The sequence below is a fragment of the Demequina sp. genome (assembly GCF_016278775.1).
Taxonomy (GTDB): Bacteria; Actinomycetota; Actinomycetes; order Actinomycetales; family Demequinaceae; genus Demequina.
Map to the genome: position 1 here is coordinate 12,447 of NZ_JADQBF010000088.1, position 20,555 is coordinate 33,001.

General features: G+C 66.4%; 18 protein-coding genes. 3 read left to right on the plus strand and 15 right to left on the minus strand.

Features of this window, described 5'->3' with window-relative positions; genetic code table 11:
- Window positions 1-62: 62 nt before the first annotated feature.
- Together QZZ33_RS09970 and QZZ33_RS09975 are read right to left on the minus strand one after the other, a co-directional pair.
- Window positions 63-1,049: a malate dehydrogenase gene (locus tag QZZ33_RS09970; protein WP_291379790.1), complete on the minus strand. Its 987-nt coding sequence runs from the start codon at window positions 1,047-1,049 to the stop codon at window positions 63-65.
- Between the two features lie 48 nt (window positions 1,050-1,097).
- Window positions 1,098-2,315, minus strand: a complete 1,218-nt coding sequence (locus QZZ33_RS09975) for an NADP-dependent isocitrate dehydrogenase (protein WP_291379791.1) — start codon at window positions 2,313-2,315, stop codon at window positions 1,098-1,100.
- Window positions 2,316-2,459: 144 nt separating this feature from the next.
- On the opposite strand from QZZ33_RS09975, the gene QZZ33_RS09980 reads away from it, so the two are divergent.
- A complete protein-coding gene (locus QZZ33_RS09980) occupies window positions 2,460-3,281 on the plus strand; it encodes an aquaporin (RefSeq protein WP_291379792.1) in 822 nt (273 codons plus the stop codon).
- 5 nt (window positions 3,282-3,286) lie between these two features.
- Here the strand turns inward: QZZ33_RS09980 and QZZ33_RS09985 are convergent, their stop codons facing one another.
- Genes QZZ33_RS09985 through purN form a run of 3 tightly spaced genes read right to left on the minus strand, consistent with a single transcriptional unit; the run spans window position 3,287 to window position 5,750 of the window.
- Window positions 3,287-3,550, minus strand: coding sequence for a hypothetical protein (locus tag QZZ33_RS09985; protein ID WP_291379793.1), 264 nt, complete (start codon window positions 3,548-3,550; stop codon window positions 3,287-3,289).
- A gap of 5 nt (window positions 3,551-3,555) precedes the next feature.
- Window positions 3,556-5,115 carry a bifunctional phosphoribosylaminoimidazolecarboxamide formyltransferase/IMP cyclohydrolase gene (gene purH / locus QZZ33_RS09990; protein ID WP_291379794.1) on the minus strand — a complete coding sequence of 520 codons (1,560 nt, stop codon included), beginning with the start codon at window positions 5,113-5,115 and terminating at the stop codon, window positions 3,556-3,558.
- Entirely contained in the window at window positions 5,112-5,750 is a 639-nt protein-coding gene (purN, locus tag QZZ33_RS09995; protein ID WP_291379795.1) for a phosphoribosylglycinamide formyltransferase, read from the minus strand. Before purN ends, purH begins: the two co-directional genes overlap by 4 nt.
- A 48-nt stretch (window positions 5,751-5,798) precedes the next feature.
- Here purN and QZZ33_RS10000 point away from each other — a divergent pair, with 48 nt between their 5' ends.
- Window positions 5,799-6,203 carry a hypothetical protein gene (locus tag QZZ33_RS10000; protein WP_291379796.1) on the plus strand — a complete coding sequence of 135 codons (405 nt, stop codon included), beginning with the start codon at window positions 5,799-5,801 and terminating at the stop codon, window positions 6,201-6,203.
- On the opposite strand, the gene QZZ33_RS10005 is transcribed toward QZZ33_RS10000, so the two are convergent.
- The 5 genes from QZZ33_RS10005 to QZZ33_RS10025 form a co-directional block, all read right to left on the minus strand.
- Window positions 6,124-7,395 carry a DUF6350 family protein gene (locus QZZ33_RS10005; protein ID WP_291379797.1) on the minus strand — a complete coding sequence of 424 codons (1,272 nt, stop codon included), beginning with the start codon at window positions 7,393-7,395 and terminating at the stop codon, window positions 6,124-6,126. The genes QZZ33_RS10000 and QZZ33_RS10005 overlap by 80 nt on opposite strands.
- A gap of 64 nt (window positions 7,396-7,459) precedes the next feature.
- Window positions 7,460-8,350 (minus strand): succinate--CoA ligase subunit alpha, encoded by an 891-nt coding sequence (sucD, locus tag QZZ33_RS10010; RefSeq protein ID WP_291379798.1) that lies wholly within the window; start codon window positions 8,348-8,350, stop codon window positions 7,460-7,462.
- A gap of 9 nt (window positions 8,351-8,359) precedes the next feature.
- The gene (gene sucC / locus QZZ33_RS10015; RefSeq protein WP_291379799.1) at window positions 8,360-9,526 is read right to left on the minus strand and encodes an ADP-forming succinate--CoA ligase subunit beta; all 1,167 of its coding nucleotides are present in this window, start codon (window positions 9,524-9,526) and stop codon (window positions 8,360-8,362) included.
- Between the two features lie 104 nt (window positions 9,527-9,630).
- Window positions 9,631-10,296: a response regulator transcription factor gene (locus QZZ33_RS10020; RefSeq protein WP_366475997.1), complete on the minus strand. Its 666-nt coding sequence runs from the start codon at window positions 10,294-10,296 to the stop codon at window positions 9,631-9,633.
- On the minus strand, window positions 10,293-11,678 hold the full coding sequence (locus QZZ33_RS10025) for a sensor domain-containing protein (RefSeq protein WP_291379800.1): 1,386 nt from the start codon (window positions 11,676-11,678) through the stop codon (window positions 10,293-10,295). Before QZZ33_RS10025 ends, QZZ33_RS10020 begins: the two co-directional genes overlap by 4 nt.
- Window positions 11,679-11,919: 241 nt before the next feature.
- Here QZZ33_RS10025 and QZZ33_RS10030 point away from each other — a divergent pair, with 241 nt between their 5' ends.
- Complete coding sequence (locus tag QZZ33_RS10030; RefSeq protein ID WP_291379801.1) at window positions 11,920-14,115, plus strand: MMPL family transporter; 2,196 nt, start codon at window positions 11,920-11,922, stop codon at window positions 14,113-14,115.
- A 55-nt stretch (window positions 14,116-14,170) separates the two neighbouring features.
- Here the strand turns inward: QZZ33_RS10030 and QZZ33_RS10035 are convergent, their stop codons facing one another.
- From QZZ33_RS10035 to QZZ33_RS10055, 5 genes are all read right to left on the minus strand, one after another.
- A complete protein-coding gene (locus tag QZZ33_RS10035; protein WP_291379802.1) occupies window positions 14,171-15,133 on the minus strand; it encodes an L-lactate dehydrogenase in 963 nt (320 codons plus the stop codon).
- 82 nt (window positions 15,134-15,215) lie between these two features.
- Window positions 15,216-17,579, minus strand: a complete 2,364-nt coding sequence (pcrA, locus tag QZZ33_RS10040) for a DNA helicase PcrA (protein WP_291379803.1) — start codon at window positions 17,577-17,579, stop codon at window positions 15,216-15,218.
- A gap of 54 nt (window positions 17,580-17,633) precedes the next feature.
- The gene (locus QZZ33_RS10045) at window positions 17,634-18,842 is read right to left on the minus strand and encodes a GGDEF domain-containing protein (RefSeq protein ID WP_291379804.1); all 1,209 of its coding nucleotides are present in this window, start codon (window positions 18,840-18,842) and stop codon (window positions 17,634-17,636) included.
- A gap of 215 nt (window positions 18,843-19,057) precedes the next feature.
- On the minus strand, window positions 19,058-19,708 hold the full coding sequence (locus QZZ33_RS10050; protein ID WP_291379806.1) for a response regulator transcription factor: 651 nt from the start codon (window positions 19,706-19,708) through the stop codon (window positions 19,058-19,060).
- A complete protein-coding gene (locus QZZ33_RS10055; RefSeq protein ID WP_291379808.1) occupies window positions 19,705-20,448 on the minus strand; it encodes an ATP-binding protein in 744 nt (247 codons plus the stop codon). The genes QZZ33_RS10050 and QZZ33_RS10055 overlap by 4 nt, the downstream gene beginning before the upstream one ends.
- Window positions 20,449-20,555 lie beyond the last annotated feature (107 nt).

Here is a 20,555-nt window from a genome sequence, read left to right on the forward strand (position 1 = left end):
CGTTCCGTGATCAACACGGGTCATCGCGAACGCGACGGCCCCCGGCGGAGTGAGGCGCGGCGCTAGAGCAAACCCAACTCCCTCACGGCGTCGCGCTCCTCCGCAAGTTCGGCCACGGACACATCGATCATCTGGCGGGCATAGGCATCGATCTCGAGGCCCTGAACGATCTCCCACGCGCCGTCCTTCGACACAGCGGGGAACGACGAGACGAGACCCTCAGGCACGCCGTAAGAACCATCCGACGGCATGGCCACCGACGTCCACACCCCCTCTGCGGTCCCATTGACCCAGTCGTTGACGTGCTCCATCGCGGCATTCGCCGCGGAGGCAGCGGACGACGCCCCGCGGGCCTCAATGATGGCCGCCCCCCGCTTCGCAACGGTGGGCACAAACGTGTCGCGCACCCACGCGTCGTCATTGATGACCTGGGTGGCTGGCTTGCCGTCCACCACGGCGTGCGCGAGGTCGGGAAACTGCTTGGCCGAGTGGTTGCCCCAGATGATGACGTTGTCGATGTCCCGCACCGGCACGCCCGTCTTGGCCGCCACCTGGGCGAGCGCGCGGTTGTGGTCGAGGCGCGTCATCGCGTTGAAGCGATCGGCGGGCACGTCCGGCGCATGGGCGGACGCGATGAGGGCGTTGGTGTTCGCGGGGTTTCCCACCACCAGGATGCGCACGTCGTCGGCGGCTCCGGTGTTGATGGCTTCGCCCTGGGGACCAAAGATGCCCCCGTTTGCCGCAAGCAGGTCGCCGCGCTCCATGCCAGCACCGCGAGGGCGCGCGCCCACCAGCAGCCCCACATTGACCCCGTCGAAGGCCGCTTTCGCGTCGTCGAAGATGTCGATTCCTGCGAGGAGTGGGAAGGCGCAGTCCTCCAACTCCATGGCCGTGCCCTCTGCCGCTCGGACCGCCTGGGGGATCTCCAGCAGGCGCAGCCTCACGGGCACATCGGGACCCAGCAATTGGCCGGAGGCCACCCTGAACAGCAGGGCATAGCCGATCTGACCTGCGGCTCCTGTGACGGTGACATTGACGGGGACTGTCATGGTCTTGGCCTTCCTTGGGCGGCGATGCCCTGGGGTGGTGGTGGTGTGCTAGCCGAGACGCGCGCTGAGGTTGACGTCGAGCGCCTCGAGGAATCCTTCTGTAGTGAGCCACTCCTGGTCTGGGCCGACGAGCAGCGCGAGGTCCTTGGTCATCTTGCCCGACTCGACGGTCTTGATGACGACGTCCTCGAGCACCTCGGCGAACTCGGTCACCTCTGGAGTGCCGTCGAGCTTGCCACGGTGCTTGAGTCCCCCAGTCCACGCGAAGATCGACGCGATCGGGTTGGTCGACGTGGGCTTGCCGTCTTGGTGCTGGCGGTAGTGCCGCGTGACGGTGCCGTGGGCGGCCTCCGCCTCGACCGTCTGGCCGTCGGGCGTCATCAGCACCGATGTCATAAGCCCGAGCGAGCCGAAGCCTTGCGCCACCGTGTCCGACTGGACGTCGCCGTCGTAGTTCTTGCATGCCCAGACGTAGCCTCCCTCCCACTTCATGGCGGAGGCCACCATGTCGTCGATGAGGCGGTGTTCGTAGGTGAGGCCAGCGGCGTCGAACTGAGCCTTGAAGTCACGGTCGAACACGTCTTGGAAGATGTCCTTGAACGCGCCGTCGTACTGCTTGAGGATCGTGTTCTTGGTGGACAGGTAGACGGGGTACCCACGCTGCAATCCGTACGCAAAAGAGGCCCGCGCGAAGTCCTCGATGGACTTGTTGAAGTTGTACATGCCCATGATGACGCCGCCGCCCTCTGGCATCTTGACGACCTCGAACTGCACGGGATCAGAGCCGTCAGACGGAGCGAAGGACAGCGTGACGGTGCCCGCGCCAGGAACCTTCACGTTGGTCGCCTTGTATTGGTCTCCGTGGGCGTGACGGCCGATGACGATCGGCTTGGTCCAGCCGGGCACCAGTCGCGGGATGTTGGAGATGATGATGGGCTCGCGGAACACCACGCCGCCCAAGATGTTGCGGATGGTGCCGTTGGGGCTGACCCACATCCTCTTGAGTCCGAACTCCTCCACGCGCGCCTCGTCGGGGGTGATGGTGGCGCACTTGACGCCCACCCCGTGCTTCTTGATGGCGTGCGCGGCATCGTGCGTCACCTGGTCGTCAGTGGCGTCGCGATTCTCGATGCTGAGGTCGTAGTACTCGAGGTCGATGTCGAGATAGGGGTGTATCAGCCGCTCCTTGATGAAGTGCCAAATAATCCTTGTCATCTCGTCACCGTCGAGTTCGACGACTGTGCCCTGAACCTTGATCTTTGCCATGCGGCGGCTCTCCTCAACAACGCGGCGTGGGTGCTGAAACCAGGCTAGTCCACGCAGGCACCGGGAGGTTCCGCTCGGCCGTTCGGCGACCTCCATGCAAGGATGCGTTGAGAAGCACCGGCACGCGCACCTACGAGGAGAGACATGGAAGACCAGACGACGCACACAGAGCACGACGAGTTCGCTGACGACCTCACGGCCGACACATGGTCCAACGAACTCGCGGGACCGGGACTCATTGCTCGGCTGGGCGCGGAAGCGGCTGGCACCTTCATCCTCGTCCTTCTCGGTGTGGGGACGGCCGTCGTCGGCAGAGGGCCGCTCGACGTGGCCCTCGCTTACGGCATCGCCCTGATGATCGGCATCGTCGCCTTCGGCGGTGTCTCTGGGGCGCACTTCAACCCTGCCGTCACCGTCGGCGCGTGGCTGTCAGGACGCTTCCCCGGCATGGATGTGGTGCCCTACTTCCTCGCTCAAGTAGTCGGCGGCATCGTCGCGGCAGGCGTGGTGCGGCTGGGCATGGGATCGCTAGAGGCCGTCAACGGTGAAGCGGCGATGCGGCTCATGGGCGCGGTGTCCGCCCGCTACGGAGACCACGCTCCGCTCGCGGACTCAGGGCTCAACTTTGGATTGGGCGTGGCTTTGGGCGTCGAGGTGATCGCCACCGGCGTGCTGACTCTCGTGGTGCTCGCCGCCGCAAGCAGGAGGGCCACTCTCGCGATCGCGCCTCTCGCCACCGGCCTCACCTTCGCGGTGCTCATGCTGTGGACCATCCCGTTCACCAACGGAGCGCTCAACCCCGCCCGCGCGACGGCCACGGCGCTGTTCTCCGACACGTGGGCCCTGCAGCAACTGTGGGTGTGGTGGCTTGCTCCCATTCTTGGCGCAGCCATCGTGGGCCTGCTGTACAGGATCTACGGCCCCATCGAGGAGGCCGAAGCGTTGCCGGAGGGCGCCGAGAACTGAGCCCGCTAACCCAGGGCGGCCGCCAGGCCGAGGTACGCGAGAGCGAGCCCGAACACGGCCAGCACGATGACGTCGACCGCGCGCCTGCGCACCACAAACGCTCGGCGTAGCGGGCTTCCGATCCGTGCGGCCGCCCCCGCGAACGCAAAGGCTGAAAGGGAGAGAACTGCCACGGCAGGGGAGAGGGCAAACGCGAGCATCACGATTGCCCACACGGCGACGAGCGCGGCAACAGCCACGCGTCGCGGAGTCAGGTGGAGTTCACTCATGGGTGCTAGTGGAAGAAGTGTCGAGTGCCAGTGTGGAACAAAGCGATGCCAGCAGCATCCGCCGCCTCAATGACCTCTCCGTCGCGGACGGAGCCGCCGGGCGACACCACGGCGGTCACCCCTGCGTCGATGAGCACCTGCAAACCGTCAGCGAAAGGGAAGTAGGCGTCGGACGCGCCCACGGACCCAGCGGCGCGGTCGGCGCCCGCTCGCTCCACCGCGAGGCGGCAGGAGTCGACGCGGTTGACCTGACCCATGCCGATGCCTACGGCCGCTCCGTCCTTGGCCAGCAGAATCGCGTTCGACTTGACGGCGCGGCACGCGCGCCACGCAAACTCCAGGTCGGCCAGCGTGGCCGCCGACACGGGAGCCCCGGCGACCTGCACCCACGTGACAGCGCTATCGCCGGGCGCATCGAGGGCATCTGACGCCTGGACGAGCAGCCCTCCAGAGATCCGCCGCGACTCGATGCCGGGGCGCGCGCGCTCCACCTCAAGGATGCGCAGGTTCTTCTTGGTCTTGAGTATCTCGACGGCTTCTGGCTCGAAGGCGGGAGCGACCACCACCTCAGTGAAGATCTCCGCGATCTGGCGCGCGGCCGCTGCCGTGAGGGTGGCGTTGGTCGCAACGACGCCTCCATAAGCCGAGACCGGGTCGGTCGCGTGTGCCTTGCGGTGAGCCTCCGCGACGTCGCCCGCGACCGCAATTCCGCACGGGTTCGCATGCTTCACGACCGCCACTGCGGTGCTGGCGTGGTCATACGCGGCACGCACCGCGGCGTCGGCGTCCACGTAGTTGTTGTAGCTCATGTCCTTGCCGTGGAGCTGGCGGGCATGCGCCAGGCCACCGGAGGACAAGGGGTCGCCGTATACGGCTGCCGCTTGGTGCGGGTTCTCCCCGTACCGCAAGGTGCCAACGCGCTCGTACGAGGCGGCCATCCAGGCGGGAAAGCCGGAGCCGTCGCCGTCAGGCGCCACCACATTGCTCATCCACGAGGCGACGTGAATGTCGTAGTCGGCCGTGTGCCTGAATGCCTTGGCCGCGAGCGTTCGGCGCTGTTCGAGGGTGAAGCCACCCTCGCGGACCGCATCGAGAGCGGCGTCATACTCGGCAGGGTCGACTACCACGGCAACCGAGGGGTGGTTCTTGGCGGCCGCCCTCACCATCGAGGGGCCTCCAATGTCAATCTGTTCCACGATCTCGCCCTCTGGCGCCCCTGAGGCGACCGTCGCGGCGAAGGGGTAGAGGTTGACGATCACGAGGTCGAAGGGCTCGATACCGAGCTCCGCAAGTTGCGCGAGGTGAGACTCGAGGCGCCGGTCCGCGAGAATGCCCGCGTGAATGCGTGGGTGCAGCGTCTTGACACGCCCGTCGAGGCATTCGGGGAACTGCGTCACCTCCTCGACGGCGGTGACGGAAACGCCAGCGTCTGCGATGCGCGCCGCCGTCGACCCAGTCGACACAATCTGCACGCCCGCCGCCGCGAGGCCCTTCGCCAATTCCTCGATTCCGGTCTTGTCGTACACGGACACCAAGGCGCGCCGTACCGGCTGCCGCTCACTCATTTCTCGTCCCTTTCCCCGCGTTGCCCCAACGTGGTGACACGACCGTTCACGCTCCAGCCGGCGCGCATCATCGTTCCGACCGTCGACACCACGAGTTCTCTCTCCACGTCCTTGATCCGCTCGTGCAGACTCTCGCACGAGTCATCGTCCCGCACCTCGACAGCCGACTGCGCCAGGATAGGCCCGGTATCGACACCCTCATCCACCAGCATGACAGTGCATCCTGTGACCTTCACGCCCGCCGCGAGCGCGTCCTCGACCGCCCTTGCGCCAGGGAATGCTGGCAAGAGTGCTGGGTGCGTGTTGACGATTCGGCCCGCATACGCAGCCAGCATGGGCTCGCCGAGAAGCTTCATGAAGCCCGCACAGACCACGAGGTCGGGATCGAACGCGCCGATGGTGCGTGCGAGCGCGCGATCCCAGGTGAGGCGATCGGGAAAGTCAGCCAAAGCCACGACAGCCGTGGGGATGCCCGCCTCGGCCGCGACTTTCAGCCCGCCAGCATCGGGCGTGTCAGACACCACTGCGGCGACGGTGGCGCCGAACGAGGCGTCGTGCGCGGCCTGCGCGAGGGCGGCCATAATGGAGCCCGCCCCCGAAATCAGCACCACAAGGCGCGCCGGCCGGTTTGTCACAGACAGACCCTATCGGCATGCTGGGAACGAGATGGAACGGACACCCGCGTGACAGAACAGAAGCAAGGTGCCTCCCCGCTGCCTGCCAGCCTGCGGCGCTACTCGCTGTGGCTGGTGCTGTGCCTGCTGTTGTCGTGGGTCGTGACGTCCATGCCGTTCCCGTACCGCTTCGCCGTGTTGCCACTAGGGGTTGCGTGCGGCATTCTCGTGACGCTCGCGCTCGTGGCGACCATGGGAGTCCCACGCGTGGCCATGTTGCGGGTGTTGCTGTCGATGGGTGGAGTCTTCTCCATCATGCTGTCCGTCGCCGGTGTCGCATGGATCGTGTTTGCGCAAGAGTCCGCCGAGTTCGACCGATGCCTGCGCTCGGCCCTCACGTATCAGGGCGAGATTCAGTGCGAACAGGAGTATCGCGACGCGCTGGAGGAGAACTACGGGGTGAAGTTGCCGTAGCGGAGGCCTTCCCCCGCGGCGCGACGACGCGCAGGAACACCCACGCCACCACCGCGCCTAGCGCCAGTTCGGCGGCGATCAACACGGCGGCCACTACCGGTTGTGGCCCCACAGCGGCCAACGAGTCGGGGCCCATGGCGCCCCGCGCAAGGGCCGATGCGGCGCCGATCGCCGCGGCGACCAGCCCCACGCCGATGCCGATCGCGCCGAGCGCCATCCACCCAGAACCGATCCTCGAACGAAGGGCGATCACGACGGCGGCTCCGAGCACCACGACCACGACAGGGCTCCACGCGACGCCACCGCCAGACGCAGACGGAAGCGACCACATCAGCGGCACGGCAGGCATCGTGTCTGGCAAAGGCTGCGCGGAAGAGACCAGCACACCCCCGAGCGCAAAGCCCGCGCCGCTGAGCCACGACACCACCCACACGACGAGCGTGGGGGCGTAGGCCGTTTCGAGGAACGCGAGCGCCACTCCCCCAGCGGTGTCGACGCCCAGCCCTGTGGCTGCGTCCGCGATCTGGTGGCGTGAGGAGACGGTCGACACGATGAGCACGAGCGACGCCGCCACCACCACGCTTGAAGTCATGGCTGCGCCCATCCGCACTCCCCCGCGGACCGATGCGGGAATGCGGTGCAGCCACGCCATCGTCGCGCCGCGTTGGCGCATGAGTCCCCACCCCACAGCAGGGATGGCCAGCAGGGCGGCCCACGCCACGGCCCCCAGCATGCGGGCGCTCGTGTCCTCCGCGCCCGACCACGCGAGCGTCGTCGTCACGCCCACCGTGGCGGCGAAGGCGGCCACCGTTGCGAAGCCAGCGACCCACGTGGCAGCAGCGAATCGCCGAGCCAATTGGGAGAGCATGATCGCCGCCAGCGCTGGAATCCCCAGCGGCACCAACGTGATGGGAACGCCCTCAACAGCCCACGGCACCCCGAATCCCACGAGCCACATGCGTGTGGCCGCTCCGCTCGATTCACTCCACGACACGTTCGCGTCGCTTGCGGCCGCAGCCGCCACCCACACGGGGATCAGCACCAGCGCGAGAGAGAACAGCGCTGCCTGCACCCCCGCGAGGGCGCCGCCAACCCAGCCAGGCGCCGCCGCGCGCACGCGCGCCACTGACTCGGTCACAGCGTGAGCAGTAGCGCTCGTGGCACGAGACAGCGGCGTGGCCTGGGTGGTCATAACGCCATGGTTACCCGGCGCCTGCCCTGGGGCCGGGATCGGCGCGCGTTAGCCTCTGCTTGGATTACGAGCGGAGGACGTCCCGCATGAGTTGTGCGGTCTCGGAGGGGGTCTTTCCCACCTTGACGCCTGCGGCCTCGAGGGCCTCCTTCTTCGCCTGCGCCGTTCCGGCGGAGCCGGACACGATCGCCCCGGCGTGACCCATCGTCTTGCCCTCTGGCGCCTCGAAGCCAGCCACATAGCCCACCACTGGCTTCGTGACGTGGCTTGCGATGTACGCGGCGGCGCGTTCCTCTGCGTCGCCCCCGATCTCGCCGATCATGACGATACCGGCCGTGTCGGGGTCGTTCTGGAACGCCTCGAGGCAGTCGATGTGGGTGGTGCCGACGACCGGGTCGCCACCGATGCCGACTGCCGTGGAGAAGCCGACGTCGCGAAGTTCGAAGAGCATCTGGTAGGTGAGCGTGCCCGACTTTGATACGAGCCCGATCTTGCCGGGGCCAGTAATGGTGGCAGGGGTGATGCCCACGTTGGACTGGCCAGGGGTGATGAGGCCCGGGCAGTTGGGGCCTATGAGGCGGGTGCCCTTGGAGCGCGCATAGGTGAAGAACTCTGCGGTGTCCTTGACGGGAACGCCCTCGGTGATGATGACGGCGAGCGGCATTCCAGCGTCGACCGCCTCCATGACGGCGGACTTGGTGAACGGCGGCGGTACGAAGAGCACGGAGACATCGGCGCCCGTGGCCGACATGGCCTCGGCGACGGTGCCGAACACCGGGATGGAGCGAGCCTGGCCATCGATGTCGAAGTCGACACTGGTGCCAGCCTTGCGCGGGTTGACCCCGCCCACAATCTGGGTGCCGGAGGCGAGCATGCGCGCGGTGTGCTTCATGCCCTCAGAGCCAGTCATGCCCTGGACGATGACCTTGGATTGTGCGGTGAGGAAGATGGCCACGATGTCTCCTTAGGCGGCGGCCAGCTCGGCGGCCTTGGCCGCTGCGCCGTCCATGGTCTCGACGATGGTCACGAGCGGGTGGTTGGCGGCCGCCAGAATCGCACGGCCCTCCTCAACGGAGTTGCCATCAAGGCGGACGACGAGCGGCTTGGTCGCAGCGGCGCCCAGCGTCTCGAGTGCTCCGACGATGCCGTTCGCCACCTCGATGCACGAGGTGATGCCACCAAACACATTGACGAACACGGATCTCACTTGGGAGTCGTTCAGAATGACGTCGAGGCCGTTGGCCATGACCTCCGCAGACGCGCCTCCCCCGATGTCGAGGAAGTTGGCGGGCTTGACGCCGCCGAAGGACTCGCCCGCGTAGGCGACCACGTCCAGCGTGGACATGACCAGCCCTGCACCGTTGCCGATGATGCCGACGGCACCGTCAAGCTTCACGTAGTTGAGGCCCAGCGCCTTGGCTTTGGCCTCTAGCGGGTCGGCGGCGTCCTTGTCTTCGAGAGCCTCGTGGTCGTCGTGCCGGAATCCGGCGTTCTCATCAAGGGTGACCTTGCCGTCCAGCGCGATGATCTCGCCGCTGTCCGTCAGCACCAGCGGGTTGACCTCCACGAGCGTGGCGTCCTCATCGCGATAGACGGTCCACAACTTCTCGATCACGTCCGCGACGGGACCCGCGAGGTCGGCAGGAAAGCCCGCGGTCGCGACGATCTCGGCCGCCTTGGCGGCGTCCACCCCCACGAGCGGATCGATGGCGACTTTGGCGAGCGCCTCCGGACGTTCAACGGCAAGCACCTCGATCTCCACGCCGCCCTCGACGGAGCACATGGCGAGGTACTGCCGTTCTGAGCGGTCAAGCAGCACGGAGAAGTAGAACTCCTGCGCGATCTTGGCACCGGCAGCGATCATCACCTTGTGCACCGTGTGGCCCTTGATGTCCATGCCCAGAATCTGCGCGGCCGCCGCCTCAGCGTCGGCCGGGTTGTGCACCACCTTCACTCCGCCAGCCTTACCGCGCCCGCCAGTCTTCACCTGGGCCTTGACGACGACGGTGCCACCTCCCAAGCTTTCGGCGGCCGCTTTGGCCTGGGCGGGAGTGGAAGCGACGATGCCGGGGAGCACGGGCACACCGTGCTTCTCAAACATGTCGCGCGCTTGGTATTCGAAGAGGTCCATCGGATTCCTTGACGCTTGGGGCGCGGGTCTCGCAGCCTTGAGGGGGACGATGTACCCAGCCTAGCCTCGTCGAGGACGGTGCCCGTTCGGCCCGTGAGCAGGCCTCACGCCTGGTGCGGATCGCTCTCTTCTGCCGCTCCCGGTGTCACGAAGCCAGACTCGTAGGCGGCGATGACCGCCTGCGTGCGGTCGCGCACCCCCACCTTCATGAGAATCGACGCCACGTGCGACTTGACGGTCTCGACGGAGACGAAGAGATCGGTCGCGATCTCGCCGTTCGACAGTCCGCGTGCCAACAGCCGAAGCACGTCGCCCTCGCGCTCGGTGAGGTCTGGCATACCCGCCGCGCTCGCGGGTGCGGCGAAGCGCTCAATGACGCGCCTCGTCGACGCCGGGAAGAGCATCGACTCGCCGGACGCGACCACCCTCACAGCTTCGATCAGTTCAGCTGGCGGGACTCGCTTGAGCACAAAGCCTGAGGCGCCTGCACGCATCGCCTCGAACACGTACTCGTCAACCTCGAAGGTGGTCAGGACGATCACCTTGGCGCCGGATTCCCCCGCCGTGATCGCCCTGGTGGCCTCGAGGCCATCCATGTGCGGCATGCGAATGTCCATCAACACAAGATCGGGGCGATGCGCGTTCACAGCGGCGAGCGCTTCTCTGCCATCGCCTGCCTCTGCCACCACGTCCCAGCCAGGCTCGGATCCCACGATGGCCTTCAGCCCCATCCGCACCAAGGGGTCGTCGTCAACGATGGCGATTCTCACGCGGATACCTTCTCACGCAGCGCCGCCCAAGGCGAGGATTCTTCGCCCACCTTTTCCGAAAGTGCGGCTTCGAGAGGCAGCAAGGCGCGCACCGCGAACCCGCCGTTCTCTGGCCCGGCAGACGATCTCCCACCCAGCAATGTGACACGGTCACGGATTCCAGAGAGGCCACGTCCTCCCCCTCCATGGGGCAGGTGTACCCCCACCTCGGTGGACTTGCCATTGACCACCTCGATCCCCAAAGCGTCGGCGTCGCGCGCAATCCGCACGGTCACAGGCGCCCCAGGCGCGTGCCTCGCAGCGTTGGTGAGCGCCTCGCGCACCACGTTGAATGCCGCTCTTCCCACGGCCGCTGGCGCCTGCGGGTACTCGGCCTCATAGGACACGTCGATGCCTGCGGTTCGCGACTCTGCGATGAGGCGGGCGATGTCAGCGATGCCAGGCAGTGGGGCACGGGCCTCTGGCTGATCGCCTCGAATGGCCGAGATGATGCGGTCGAGCTCGCCCATCGCCGCGCGACCACGTTCCTCGATGTTCCTGAGCGCTTGGCGCGCGAACTCCGGGTCGGTGTCAAAGACGTGTGCTCCCGCCCCTGCCTGAACGATGTTCATGGTGATCATGTGGCCGATCGAGTCGTGCAGCTCCTGGTCAATGCGTACTTGCTCCTCGGCAAGTTCTGCTCGCTCGGTGGCTGCCTTGACATCCTCGCTCGGGCTCGCACCGAGTGCCCAACGACCGAACGATGCGTGCAGCAGCGCCAGTGCTCGAACAGGCCACGCGAAAGCGGGCAGGAGCAGCAGGATCACCGGGGCACCCACCAGAGTCCAGAACGACACGAGGTCACTCACCCGGTCTCCTGCTCCTGAGCCATACCAGTCTGCCCAGTCCAGCCTGTACACCGCGGCCTGAACGATGCCTCCCACCACGGAGACGGGCAGGACGACGGCGAGCAGTGCGAACGAGAAGCCAACGGGCCCAAGTCCGAGCCTCACAACGGACCACAAGGCGACTCGCCAGGCGTGGGCGTCGAGAAGCACATCGCGGCTCCATCGTCCAAGCGCCGCCCACACGCCGCCCGATGCCTCCGAGCGGGCGCCATCGCCCCCCGTGGAACGGCGCCGAGGGGGCGGCGGAATCCTGGCATCGATCATCGCGTTTGCGAGCGCGCGCTCGGACGCGCCGATCCACCTCATCGACACGTGTGTGAACATCAACAGCGGAATGCCTGCCCACACGATGACGAGTGACACGCCAGTGGAGTACATCGTGATCGCGTACGTGCCCCACAAGATGCCGAGCGGCAACCCCAACAGCAGGTAGCCGGCCTCACGCCAGAAGCGGGCCTGGAACAGGATGGACGCGTACGAGTTCTTCTCGGTCATGGCTTCATCGTGCCCGCCGCAAGCGCCGCGCACCACACCCGCGAGCCGGAAATGCCCTTCCCCCGGCCGAGTGACCGCCGCAGGTCACTCCCCCGCGAGCGCCAGAGGCAAACCCCCCGGAAGCGCCTCAAGAACCCCTCTGTAGCGGGCTGACCGGAACCAGCGCCCCTCCGTAGCGTCCTTTCTGACACTCACGACGGCTTGCAGGTGGTCGTCACACATCTCAAGGAGAAGACCGATCATGAAAACTGGTATCACTGGCCGTGTTGCGAGGGCTTCGGCCTCACGACCTTGGCTCGTCATCGTGGCCTGGACTGTCGGCCTGGTTGCGGCTGTCGCTGCGGCGGGGTCGCTTGGCGACGCTCTAGTTCAGGACGACAAGTCACTTATCCCCACTGAGTCGGCCACTGCAGACTCGATCGCACAAGAGGCACGCGGTGGCGATGCCGCCGCAACAGAGCCGCTCACCGAGACGATCATCGTCACGTCCGACACCTACACCTTCGCCGATGCGAGCTTCCAAGAGGCCATCCGCACCGCGTCGGACGCGCTCACGGCACTTCAGGGTATCGAGCGCGTCGACGGCCCCACCCTGGAACAGCCGTTCCCCGTATCTGAGAAGGGCAACTCCGCGTTGCTCACAGCGACGCTGACTCTCGACCAACCTGATGGTTTGGGCGCGACGCTGAACGACACCGTCGGGGGCCTCGCGATCGAGGGATTCACGGTGTACACGTACGGCGAGACGAGCGGGGAGGCGACGTTCGACAAACTCGCCTCCGAGGGCTTCATCCGCGGCGAGATGATCGGCATCGGTGCCGCCATCGTGATCCTGCTGGTCGTGTTCGGCGCGTTGATGGCGGCGGGGCTGCCCATCATGGTGGCCATCGTGTCGATTGTCGCCGCAGTGGGCGCCACCGCCGTAGTCGGCAGGGCATTCGACCTGTCGTTCTTCATTGTCAACATGATCACGATGATGGGTCTCGCACTCGGCATCGACTACTCGCTCGTCATCGTCCAGCGCTTCCGCGAAGAACTCGCCCACGGGCGCACCGTCATGGACGCCGTGGCGCTCGCAGGAAACACAGCGACCCGTGCCGTGCTGTTCTCCGGCGGCACGGTACTCATCTCGCTCGCGGGTCTGCTCGTGGTGCCGTCCACCGTCATGGTCAGCCTCGGTTCTGGCGCCATGATCGTGGCAGTGTTCTCGGTGATCTCGGCCATGACCCTGCTGCCAGCCGTGCTCGCGCTCCTCGGCACGCGGGTCAACAAGGGGGCCTTGCCCTTCTCGCACCCTGGCTCGCGGCCGCGCTTCTGGGCTGCGCTTGCGAAGGGCGTGATGCGTCGTCCCGTGGTCGGCGCCGTCGCTGGCCTTGCCATCCTGCTAGCGCTCGCACTTCCCGCCCTTTCCATGCGGCTGACATTCGCCGGGGTCGATGCCTTGCCGGACGACCTGCCGTTCAAGCAGGCCACCGAGGTGCTCGTCGATGACTTTGGCTACGGCCAGGGGTCCACGCTGGTCGTGGTGGACAACGCCGACGCTGCCCGCAGCGAGGTGGACGCGCTTGCCGCTGCCATCGAGGCTGAGCCCGCCTTCGCAGAGACTGAGGTGACATGGGAAGGAAGCGTCGCGCTCATCGGCACGAAGGACGTGCACGACGCTGCCGATCTGCAAGCGGAAGAGGCCGTCAAGGACCTGCGTTCGCACATCATTCCGCAGCATCTGGACGGAACGGACGCGCGTGCCTACGTCTCTGGAGGCCAAGCCAGCACGATCGACTTCACCAAGCTCATTCTGGACGCCGCCCCATGGGTCGCCCTCATCGTGCTCGGCGCTTCGATGGTGTTGCTGTTGGTCACGTTCCGGTCGGTGACGATCGCTGCCACCGCGATCGTGCTCAATGTGTTGTCCACCGGCGCCGCCTTTGGAGTACTGGTGGCGGTGTTCCAGTTTGGGTGGGCGGCTGACCTGCTGGGGATGCCCACAATCGATGGCATCGCGCCGTGGATCCCCTTGTTCCTGTTCGCGGTCTTGTTCGGGCTGTCGATGGACTACCACGTGTTCCTGCTGAGCCGCATCAAGGAGCGCCACGCGGCCACTGGCGACACTCGGGACGCCATCGCGTTCGGCCTGTCTCGCACCGGTTCCCTGATCACGGGAGCGGCGCTCATCATGGTCGCGGTGTTCGCAGGCTTCGCGCTCGGCGATCTGGCGGAGTTCAACCAGATGGGCCTGGGCCTGGCCGTGGCAGTCATCCTCGACGCCACGGTGGTGCGGACGCTGTTGGTGCCGTCCGTCATGGCGCTGCTCGGCGAGGCCAACTGGTACCTGCCGAAGTGGCTCGAGTGGCTTCCCCACCTCCAGGTCGAGGGCGACGCGACCCAATACCTCGAGCCGCAGCTCCAAGCCGCCAGGGTGCCGGCGCGGGTGAGCTAGCAGTTCACGCGAATGGGGCGGTGCCTGTCAGGCTCCGCCCCATTCGGGCGTCCATTCACCGCTCGCGGACGGCGCCGAATCGTTCCGCAACCTCGCGAATCGATCGCGCGGAAGCCTCGAGCCCCGCGCGTTCCGCCTCGTTCATGCGGACATCCACGCGATGCTTCACTCCGGTGCGCCCCACCACGGCTGGCAGCGACATGCAGACTTCGCCCACACCCGGGTAGTCGACGAGCGTCGAGATGGGGAGTACGCGGTTCTGGTCGCCAAGCACCGCCTCCACGATGCGCGCCCCTGCGATTCCAATCGCGTAGTTGGTGGCGCCCTTGCCTTCGATGATTTGGTAGGCGGACCGGGTCACGTCGCGGTGGATGCGATCGCACGCTTCTGGCGTCATGATGACCCGACCGTCGTCATCGTGCCACTCCACGAGCGGCACCCCGCCAATGCTTGCGGACGACCACAGCGCCACTTCAGAGTCGCCGTGCTCACCCGCGATGTAGGCGTGCACGTTTCCTACGGCCACGCCGCACTCGCGCGCAATCTGGTGGCGCAGGCGTGAGGAGTCGAGCACGGTGCCCGAGCCAAACATCTGCGCGGGGCTCATCCCGGAGGCCTTGAGCGCCGCGTAGGTCACCACATCGACCGGGTTGGTCACGAGGATGTAGATGGCGTGTGGTGACACCTCGATGAGCGGAGGAATGATCTTGTCCATGAGGCCGATCGTCGCCTCGGCCAACTCCAGCCGAGACTGGCCCGGCTGTTGCTTTGCGCCCGCCGTGATGACCACCACGTCGGAATCGGCGCACACCGCCACGTCGTCTGAGCCGATCACATGGGCTTCTGGCATGAACTGAATGCCTTGGGACAGGTCGAGCGCCTCGGCCTCGACCTTCGCCTTGTTGATGTCGTAGAGCGCGACCGTTCGCGCAAAGCCCCGCATGAGTCCTGCGTAGGCGAGGGTGGAACCCACTGCGCCTGCGCCAATGATCGAGACCTTGGACGTCTTGCTTTCCACCGGGGATCCTTTCGTGGGGAGTGCCTTCCAGACTACTGGCGGGCTGGTCGGCGGAGTCTCGGTGGCCGCCGCCACCTGGGCGCTACAGCTTGGTGAGCGCGTTGAACCGCAACGCGAGGCGCTTGACGCCCGCGGCCCCAAAGTCGACCTTCACCACGGCGTGACGGCCCGCGCCTTCCGTCCCCACCACCTTGCCCATGCCGAAGCTGTCGTGAGTGACGCGGTCGCCTGCCTCGAAGCCCACGTCGCCGTCCGGCGTGCCAGGCGGGCTGGGGGGCACACGCTTGCTTCGGACGGCGCCCGCCTTGGCATACGTGTTGCCGTCTTCGCGATCCTGGCTGCCGCCGTACGCCCCACCCCCGTACGTGCTAGACCAGCCGCCGCCCCCGCGCCGCTCCGTGCGGGCTCGCAGCGAGGACATTGACGTCTCCGACTTCTTCCACTCGACCAGGTCCGCCGGAATCTCCTCCGCGAAGCGGGAGATCGGAAGGTACTGCGGGGCGCCCCAAGCGGACCGCACCTCAGCACGGGTGAGGTAGAGACGCTCGCGCGCCCGGGTGAGGCCCACGTACGCGAGCCTGCGCTCCTCCTCGAGATCCTTCACGTCGCCGGACTCGATCGACCGCATGTGTGGGAAGGTGCCGTCTTCCAGCCCGACCACAAAGACCACGGGGAACTCGAGACCCTTTGCCGTGTGAAGCGTCATGAGCGTCACGACTCCGCCCGCGCCGTCGGCGTCGGGAATCTGGTCGGCGTCGGCGACGAGCGCGACCTTCTCCAGGAAGTCGGCAAGCGTGCCGTCTGGGTTTTCTTCTGTGAACTCCCGCCCGACAGCGACCAGTTCCATGATGTTCTCGATGCGGCTCGCGTCTTGAGGATCGTCGCTCGCGCGCATCTGGCGCAGCATCCCGGACCGATCAGCGATCGCGTCGAGCACTCCCGCCGGGCCGTTGTCCGCCGCGAGCGAGCGCAAGTCGTCCATGAGCGCGACAAACTCGGCCACTGGCCTGGCGGACCGGGCCGCGAGGTCCAGCTCTTCCGCACGGCGCAACGCCGCCCCAAAACTCACGCCCGGGCTCCCCGACCGCTCCGCGTCCGTCGTAAGCCTGCGCCGCAACTGCTCGATCGCATCGACCGTGGTGTCGCCGATGCCACGCTTGGGGGTATTGATGACGCGTCGGGTAGCCACGTCGTCGTCCTCGTTCACCACGGCCGCCAGATACGCGAGCATGTCCTTGATCTCGCGGCGCTCATAGAAGCGGGTCCCGCCCACCACCTTGTAGGGGATTTCCGCCCGGATGAAGCGCTCCTCGATGGCGCGCGACTGAGCGTTGGCGCGGTACATGATCGCGATGTCGGCTGGGGCAACGGCGTCGGCTGTGGTAAGCCGCTTGATCTCGTCGGCAATGAACAGGGCCTCGTCTTGCTCGGTGTCGCCCGCGTAGCCGACGATGCGTTCGCCAGCGCCGGCGTCCGTCCACAGGTTCTTGGGCGGCCGCCCGGCGTTGTTCGCGATCACCGCGTTGGCGGCACTCAGGATGTTCTGGGTGGAGCGGTAGTTGCGCTCCAGCCGGATCACCTGGGCGTCGGGGTAGTCCTTCTCGAACTCCAAGATGTTGCGGATGGTCGCGCCCCTGAACGCGTAGATCGACTGGTCAGCGTCGCCCACCACCGTCAGGTTTCCGCTATCTCCCACCAACTCACGGACCAAGACGTACTGAGCATGGTTGGTGTCTTGGTACTCGTCGACGAGCACGTGTCTGAACTGGGCGCGGTACCGAGCGGCCACCTCAGGGTGGTTCTGTATCAGGCGAACCGTCTTCACGATGATGTCGTCAAAGTCGACAGCGTTCGCGGCCTCGAGCCGGCGTTGGTATGCGCCGTAAGCCTTGCCTGCAGCGTGGTCGATCGAGTAGCGGGAGGCCGCCTCGCTCGCCGCCGCCGCCATCTCAGGGTCGATCAGTTCGTCCTTGAAGGTCCCGATGCGGCCCAGCAGCGCCTTGGGCGTGAACTTCTTGGGATCAAGATCGAGTTCCTTCATCACGAGCTTCATCACCGCGACGGAGTCGGCAGTGTCGTAGATCGAGAAGGTCGACTTGAGGCCGGCGAGTTCGTAGTCGCGGCGCAGCATCCGCACGCACGCCGAGTGGAAGGTCGACACCCACATCTGACGCGCCTGCGGGCCCACGAGCGCCTGGACGCGTTCGCGCATCTCTCCAGCGGCCTTGTTGGTAAACGTGATGGCTAGCACCTCGTGAGGGCGCGCACGCCCTGACTCCAACAAGTGGGCGATGCGGTGGGTCAGTACGCGCGTCTTTCCGGAACCGGCCCCCGCGAAAATCAGCAAAGCCTGTCCGTCGTACACGACGGCCTGGGCCTGTTCAGGGTTGAGGCCCTCGATCAGCGGGGAGGAACCGGCGGACGCGATGTCGAAGAGTGCATCCATGGCGGCACCAGTCTAGGCGCCCCAGCCGACGCGGGGTCGCGCACCGCGAAGGTGCTACGGGTGGCGCGCAAGTCCGGAAGCGGGCGTCACTGGCTCGTCTGGAGACGGTCGCCCGAGTGCGTGCGTCGGCTCGCTCACGCCCACCGCGACCACCCTGTTTCTTCCCTCTTCCTTGGCGCGATACAGGGCGTGGTCGGCAGCGGCGATGCACTCGTCTGGTGTCTGCCCCATGGCTCCCATCGACGCTCCGATGGACACGGTCACGCGGTGGACGTGGCCCTTGCATCGCTTCTCGATGAGGTTGATCGCTTGACGAAGGCGGTCGAGCACCGGCAACAGGTCGGCGTGGCGCACCCCTGGCATGAGCACCAGGAACTCGTCACCGCCCCATCGGCTCACCATGTCGGCCTCGCGGAAGTGGCTGCGGAGAGTCAGGGCTACCGCCTGGATGACCGTGTCTCCACAGTCATGGCCGTACTCGTCGTTGATCGTCTTGAAGTAGTCCAGGTCAATCAGCGCAATCGCATAGTTGCCGCGACCGCGTGCCGCCCACTGGCTCAGTTGAGCGATGATCGGGCGGCGGTTGAACACGCCCGTCAACTCATCGGTAGTGGCGCGAAGCTCGCCGTAGCGGGCGGATCCCTCAAGGATGCGCCGCGTCGCCGACATCTTGACCTGAACCAGAGCGACAATCGCCAGGACGGCAATGCCGGCCGAGATGCGATTGCCGCTGGCGAATGCGTCCGCCAACTCGCCGTCTAGCGGGTGCTCACCGGTGCCCGCTGGAAACGCGATCTCGCACACCAGGTAGATACCAATCGTGAACGAGGAGAGCGCCACTCGCAGCGCGGGAAACTCGCGGCGGATCATCAGGAACGGGGCAACGGCGATGGGGAAGAGGATCGACTCGACGCTCGCGGAGGCCGAGACCTGCATCACCACCCACAGCATGTGCAAGGTTGCGACAACGAGCGCCATCACTGCGCCGCGGGTCTCGTAACCCTCAAGAATGAGAAGAAAGGCGACGGCCACCAGCACGGCATCAACCACCGACACCAACACGATGCCGCGGTAGTGCGCCGCGTCGAGACTCGAGAACAGGGCGACGTGTGAGAGCGCCCCGATGAAGAACACCAGCAAGAACATCCTGACGGTTCGCTGGCCGGTCTGGTCTTGACGGTCCCGCAGCGTCTGGACCTGGTCGGGAGTCAGCGGCGCGGCTTCAGAGCCACTGACGTGGCGCCTCTTCCTCCAGCGCTTCATCCTTGTGCCTCCTGGAACCTACCGGGGCGACAGCACCTTGATGCTCCCCACGAGGCTAATCGGCGGCGAGGCGCCGGATACTAGGGATTACCGTCCCCAGGTCGAGGGGCAATGGGCGCAGCGCTCTCGTCAAGCCCCTTTTTCCTGCTCATCCAGTGAATCAGGTCACATGGCGAGCCGCTGTGGGATTTGTCACACTACGAGCGGCTCGGCGCCTAGACGATGCGCCTTTGAGCGGCCCACCGCGCCAATTCGTGACGGTTCGACAATTGCAACTTGTGGAGCACCTTGCCCACGTGTGTCTCGACGGTCTTGATGGAGATGAAGAGCTTCTCCGCGACCTCGCGGTATGTGTACCCGCGCGCAATGAGCCGCATCACCTCTTGCTCGCGTTCCGTCAGCTTGTCCAGATCCTCGTCTGCCTGGGCCACTTCCCCGCCTGCCGCGTTGAAGGCGTCCAGCACAAACCCCGCCAGCCGAGGCGAGAACACCGCATCTCCCGAATGCACCCGCCTCACCGCATCGGAGAGTTCTGGCCCTGAGATGGACTTCGTAACGTAGCCGCGAGCGCCTGCCCGCACCACGGCCACCACGTCGTCGGCGGCATCGGAAACGGAGAGCGCGAGCACCTTGGGGGCATCGGCGGTGCCCAAGACTTCGGCCAGCACATCCAACGCTCCGCCGCCGGTTCCGCCGGGAAGGTGGACATCAAGGATGACGACTTCCGGGTGATGCGTGCGCACCGCCTCGATCGCCGACTCGACGTCGCGTCCCTCCCCCACCACCTCGATATCGGAGTCAAGGGATTCCCGCACTCCCACCCGAATCACATCATGGTCATCGACGATCACCACTCGAACACTCATCGCTGTTCCTTTCTTGGCATGGTGATGGACACTTCGGTGCGCTCTCCTGGCGCCGACGTCACGACTGCGCCCCCGCCATTGCGTTCCATCCGGCCGATGATCGAGTGGCGAATGCCTGCCCGGTCTGGATCCACTGCGGCGGGGTCAAAGCCTGGGCCCGAGTCCCGCACGAACACCTGGTACACAGAGGCAGTGAGCTCCGCGTACACGCTAATCGGTTCGCTTCCGTGGCGCGCCGCGTTGTTTGCCGCTTCCCGTGCGGCGCGCACCACGGCCCGGAGCGCGTCCGTCGTCGGCGCGTCCCCCACGTGAACCGTGTCGATGGCGACGCCGTGGGCGTCCTCCACTTCTGACATGGCCGTGGTGAGCGCGGTCGCGACGGAGTCTGCCTCGGAGCGACGATCCTGATAGAGGTACGTTCGCAGGTCGCGTTCCTGGGCACGGGCCAGGCGGGCGACCGTCTCCGGCTCGTGAGACTTCGCGCGGATGAGCGTGAGGGTCTGAAGCACGGAGTCGTGCAGATGCGCGGCGATCTCGGCGCGCTCAAATTCCCGCACGCGCTGCTCACGCTCCACGGAAACCTGACGAATGAGCCGCATCCACCACGGCGCCAACACCAGGGCGGCGGCGCCGACGGCGGCGACGGGCACCAGGATGGCACGCAACAGAGGCCGGCCGCCAAAGTCCCACTGCGCGAACCACCCGACTGCGGCGATAGACAGCGCTACGCCGACGACCACGCGCGCCCACGCGTCGCGCGAGAACAGGCTGACGACGTCGGGGCGGCGCGGGTCCGATTACACCGCACCGTCGAGGGGGCTCCACACGAGCACGAGTGCCGCAATGA

Excerpts from the sequence above, each read along its gene's own strand:
- sucC (WP_291379799.1), bottom strand. The coding sequence starts at position 9,526 with ATGGACCTCTTCGAATACCAAGCGCGCGACATGTTTGAGAAGCACGGT.
- QZZ33_RS10030 (WP_291379801.1), top strand. The coding sequence starts at position 11,920 with ATGAAAACTGGTATCACTGGCCGTGTTGCGAGGGCTTCGGCCTCACGA.
- pcrA (WP_291379803.1), bottom strand. The coding sequence starts at position 17,579 with ATGGATGCACTCTTCGACATCGCGTCCGCCGGTTCCTCCCCGCTGATC.
- QZZ33_RS09970 (WP_291379790.1), bottom strand. The coding sequence starts at position 1,049 with ATGACAGTCCCCGTCAATGTCACCGTCACAGGAGCCGCAGGTCAGATC.
- purH (WP_291379794.1), bottom strand. The coding sequence starts at position 5,115 with ATGAGTGAGCGGCAGCCGGTACGGCGCGCCTTGGTGTCCGTGTACGAC.
- QZZ33_RS10005 (WP_291379797.1), bottom strand. The coding sequence starts at position 7,395 with ATGACCACCCAGGCCACGCCGCTGTCTCGTGCCACGAGCGCTACTGCT.
- QZZ33_RS09975 (WP_291379791.1), bottom strand. The coding sequence starts at position 2,315 with ATGGCAAAGATCAAGGTTCAGGGCACAGTCGTCGAACTCGACGGTGAC.
- QZZ33_RS09985 (WP_291379793.1), bottom strand. The coding sequence starts at position 3,550 with ATGAGTGAACTCCACCTGACTCCGCGACGCGTGGCTGTTGCCGCGCTC.
- QZZ33_RS10050 (WP_291379806.1), bottom strand. The coding sequence starts at position 19,708 with ATGAGTGTTCGAGTGGTGATCGTCGATGACCATGATGTGATTCGGGTG.
- QZZ33_RS10045 (WP_291379804.1), bottom strand. The coding sequence starts at position 18,842 with ATGAAGCGCTGGAGGAAGAGGCGCCACGTCAGTGGCTCTGAAGCCGCG.
- QZZ33_RS09980 (WP_291379792.1), top strand. The coding sequence starts at position 2,460 with ATGGAAGACCAGACGACGCACACAGAGCACGACGAGTTCGCTGACGAC.
- QZZ33_RS10025 (WP_291379800.1), bottom strand. The coding sequence starts at position 11,678 with ATGACCGAGAAGAACTCGTACGCGTCCATCCTGTTCCAGGCCCGCTTC.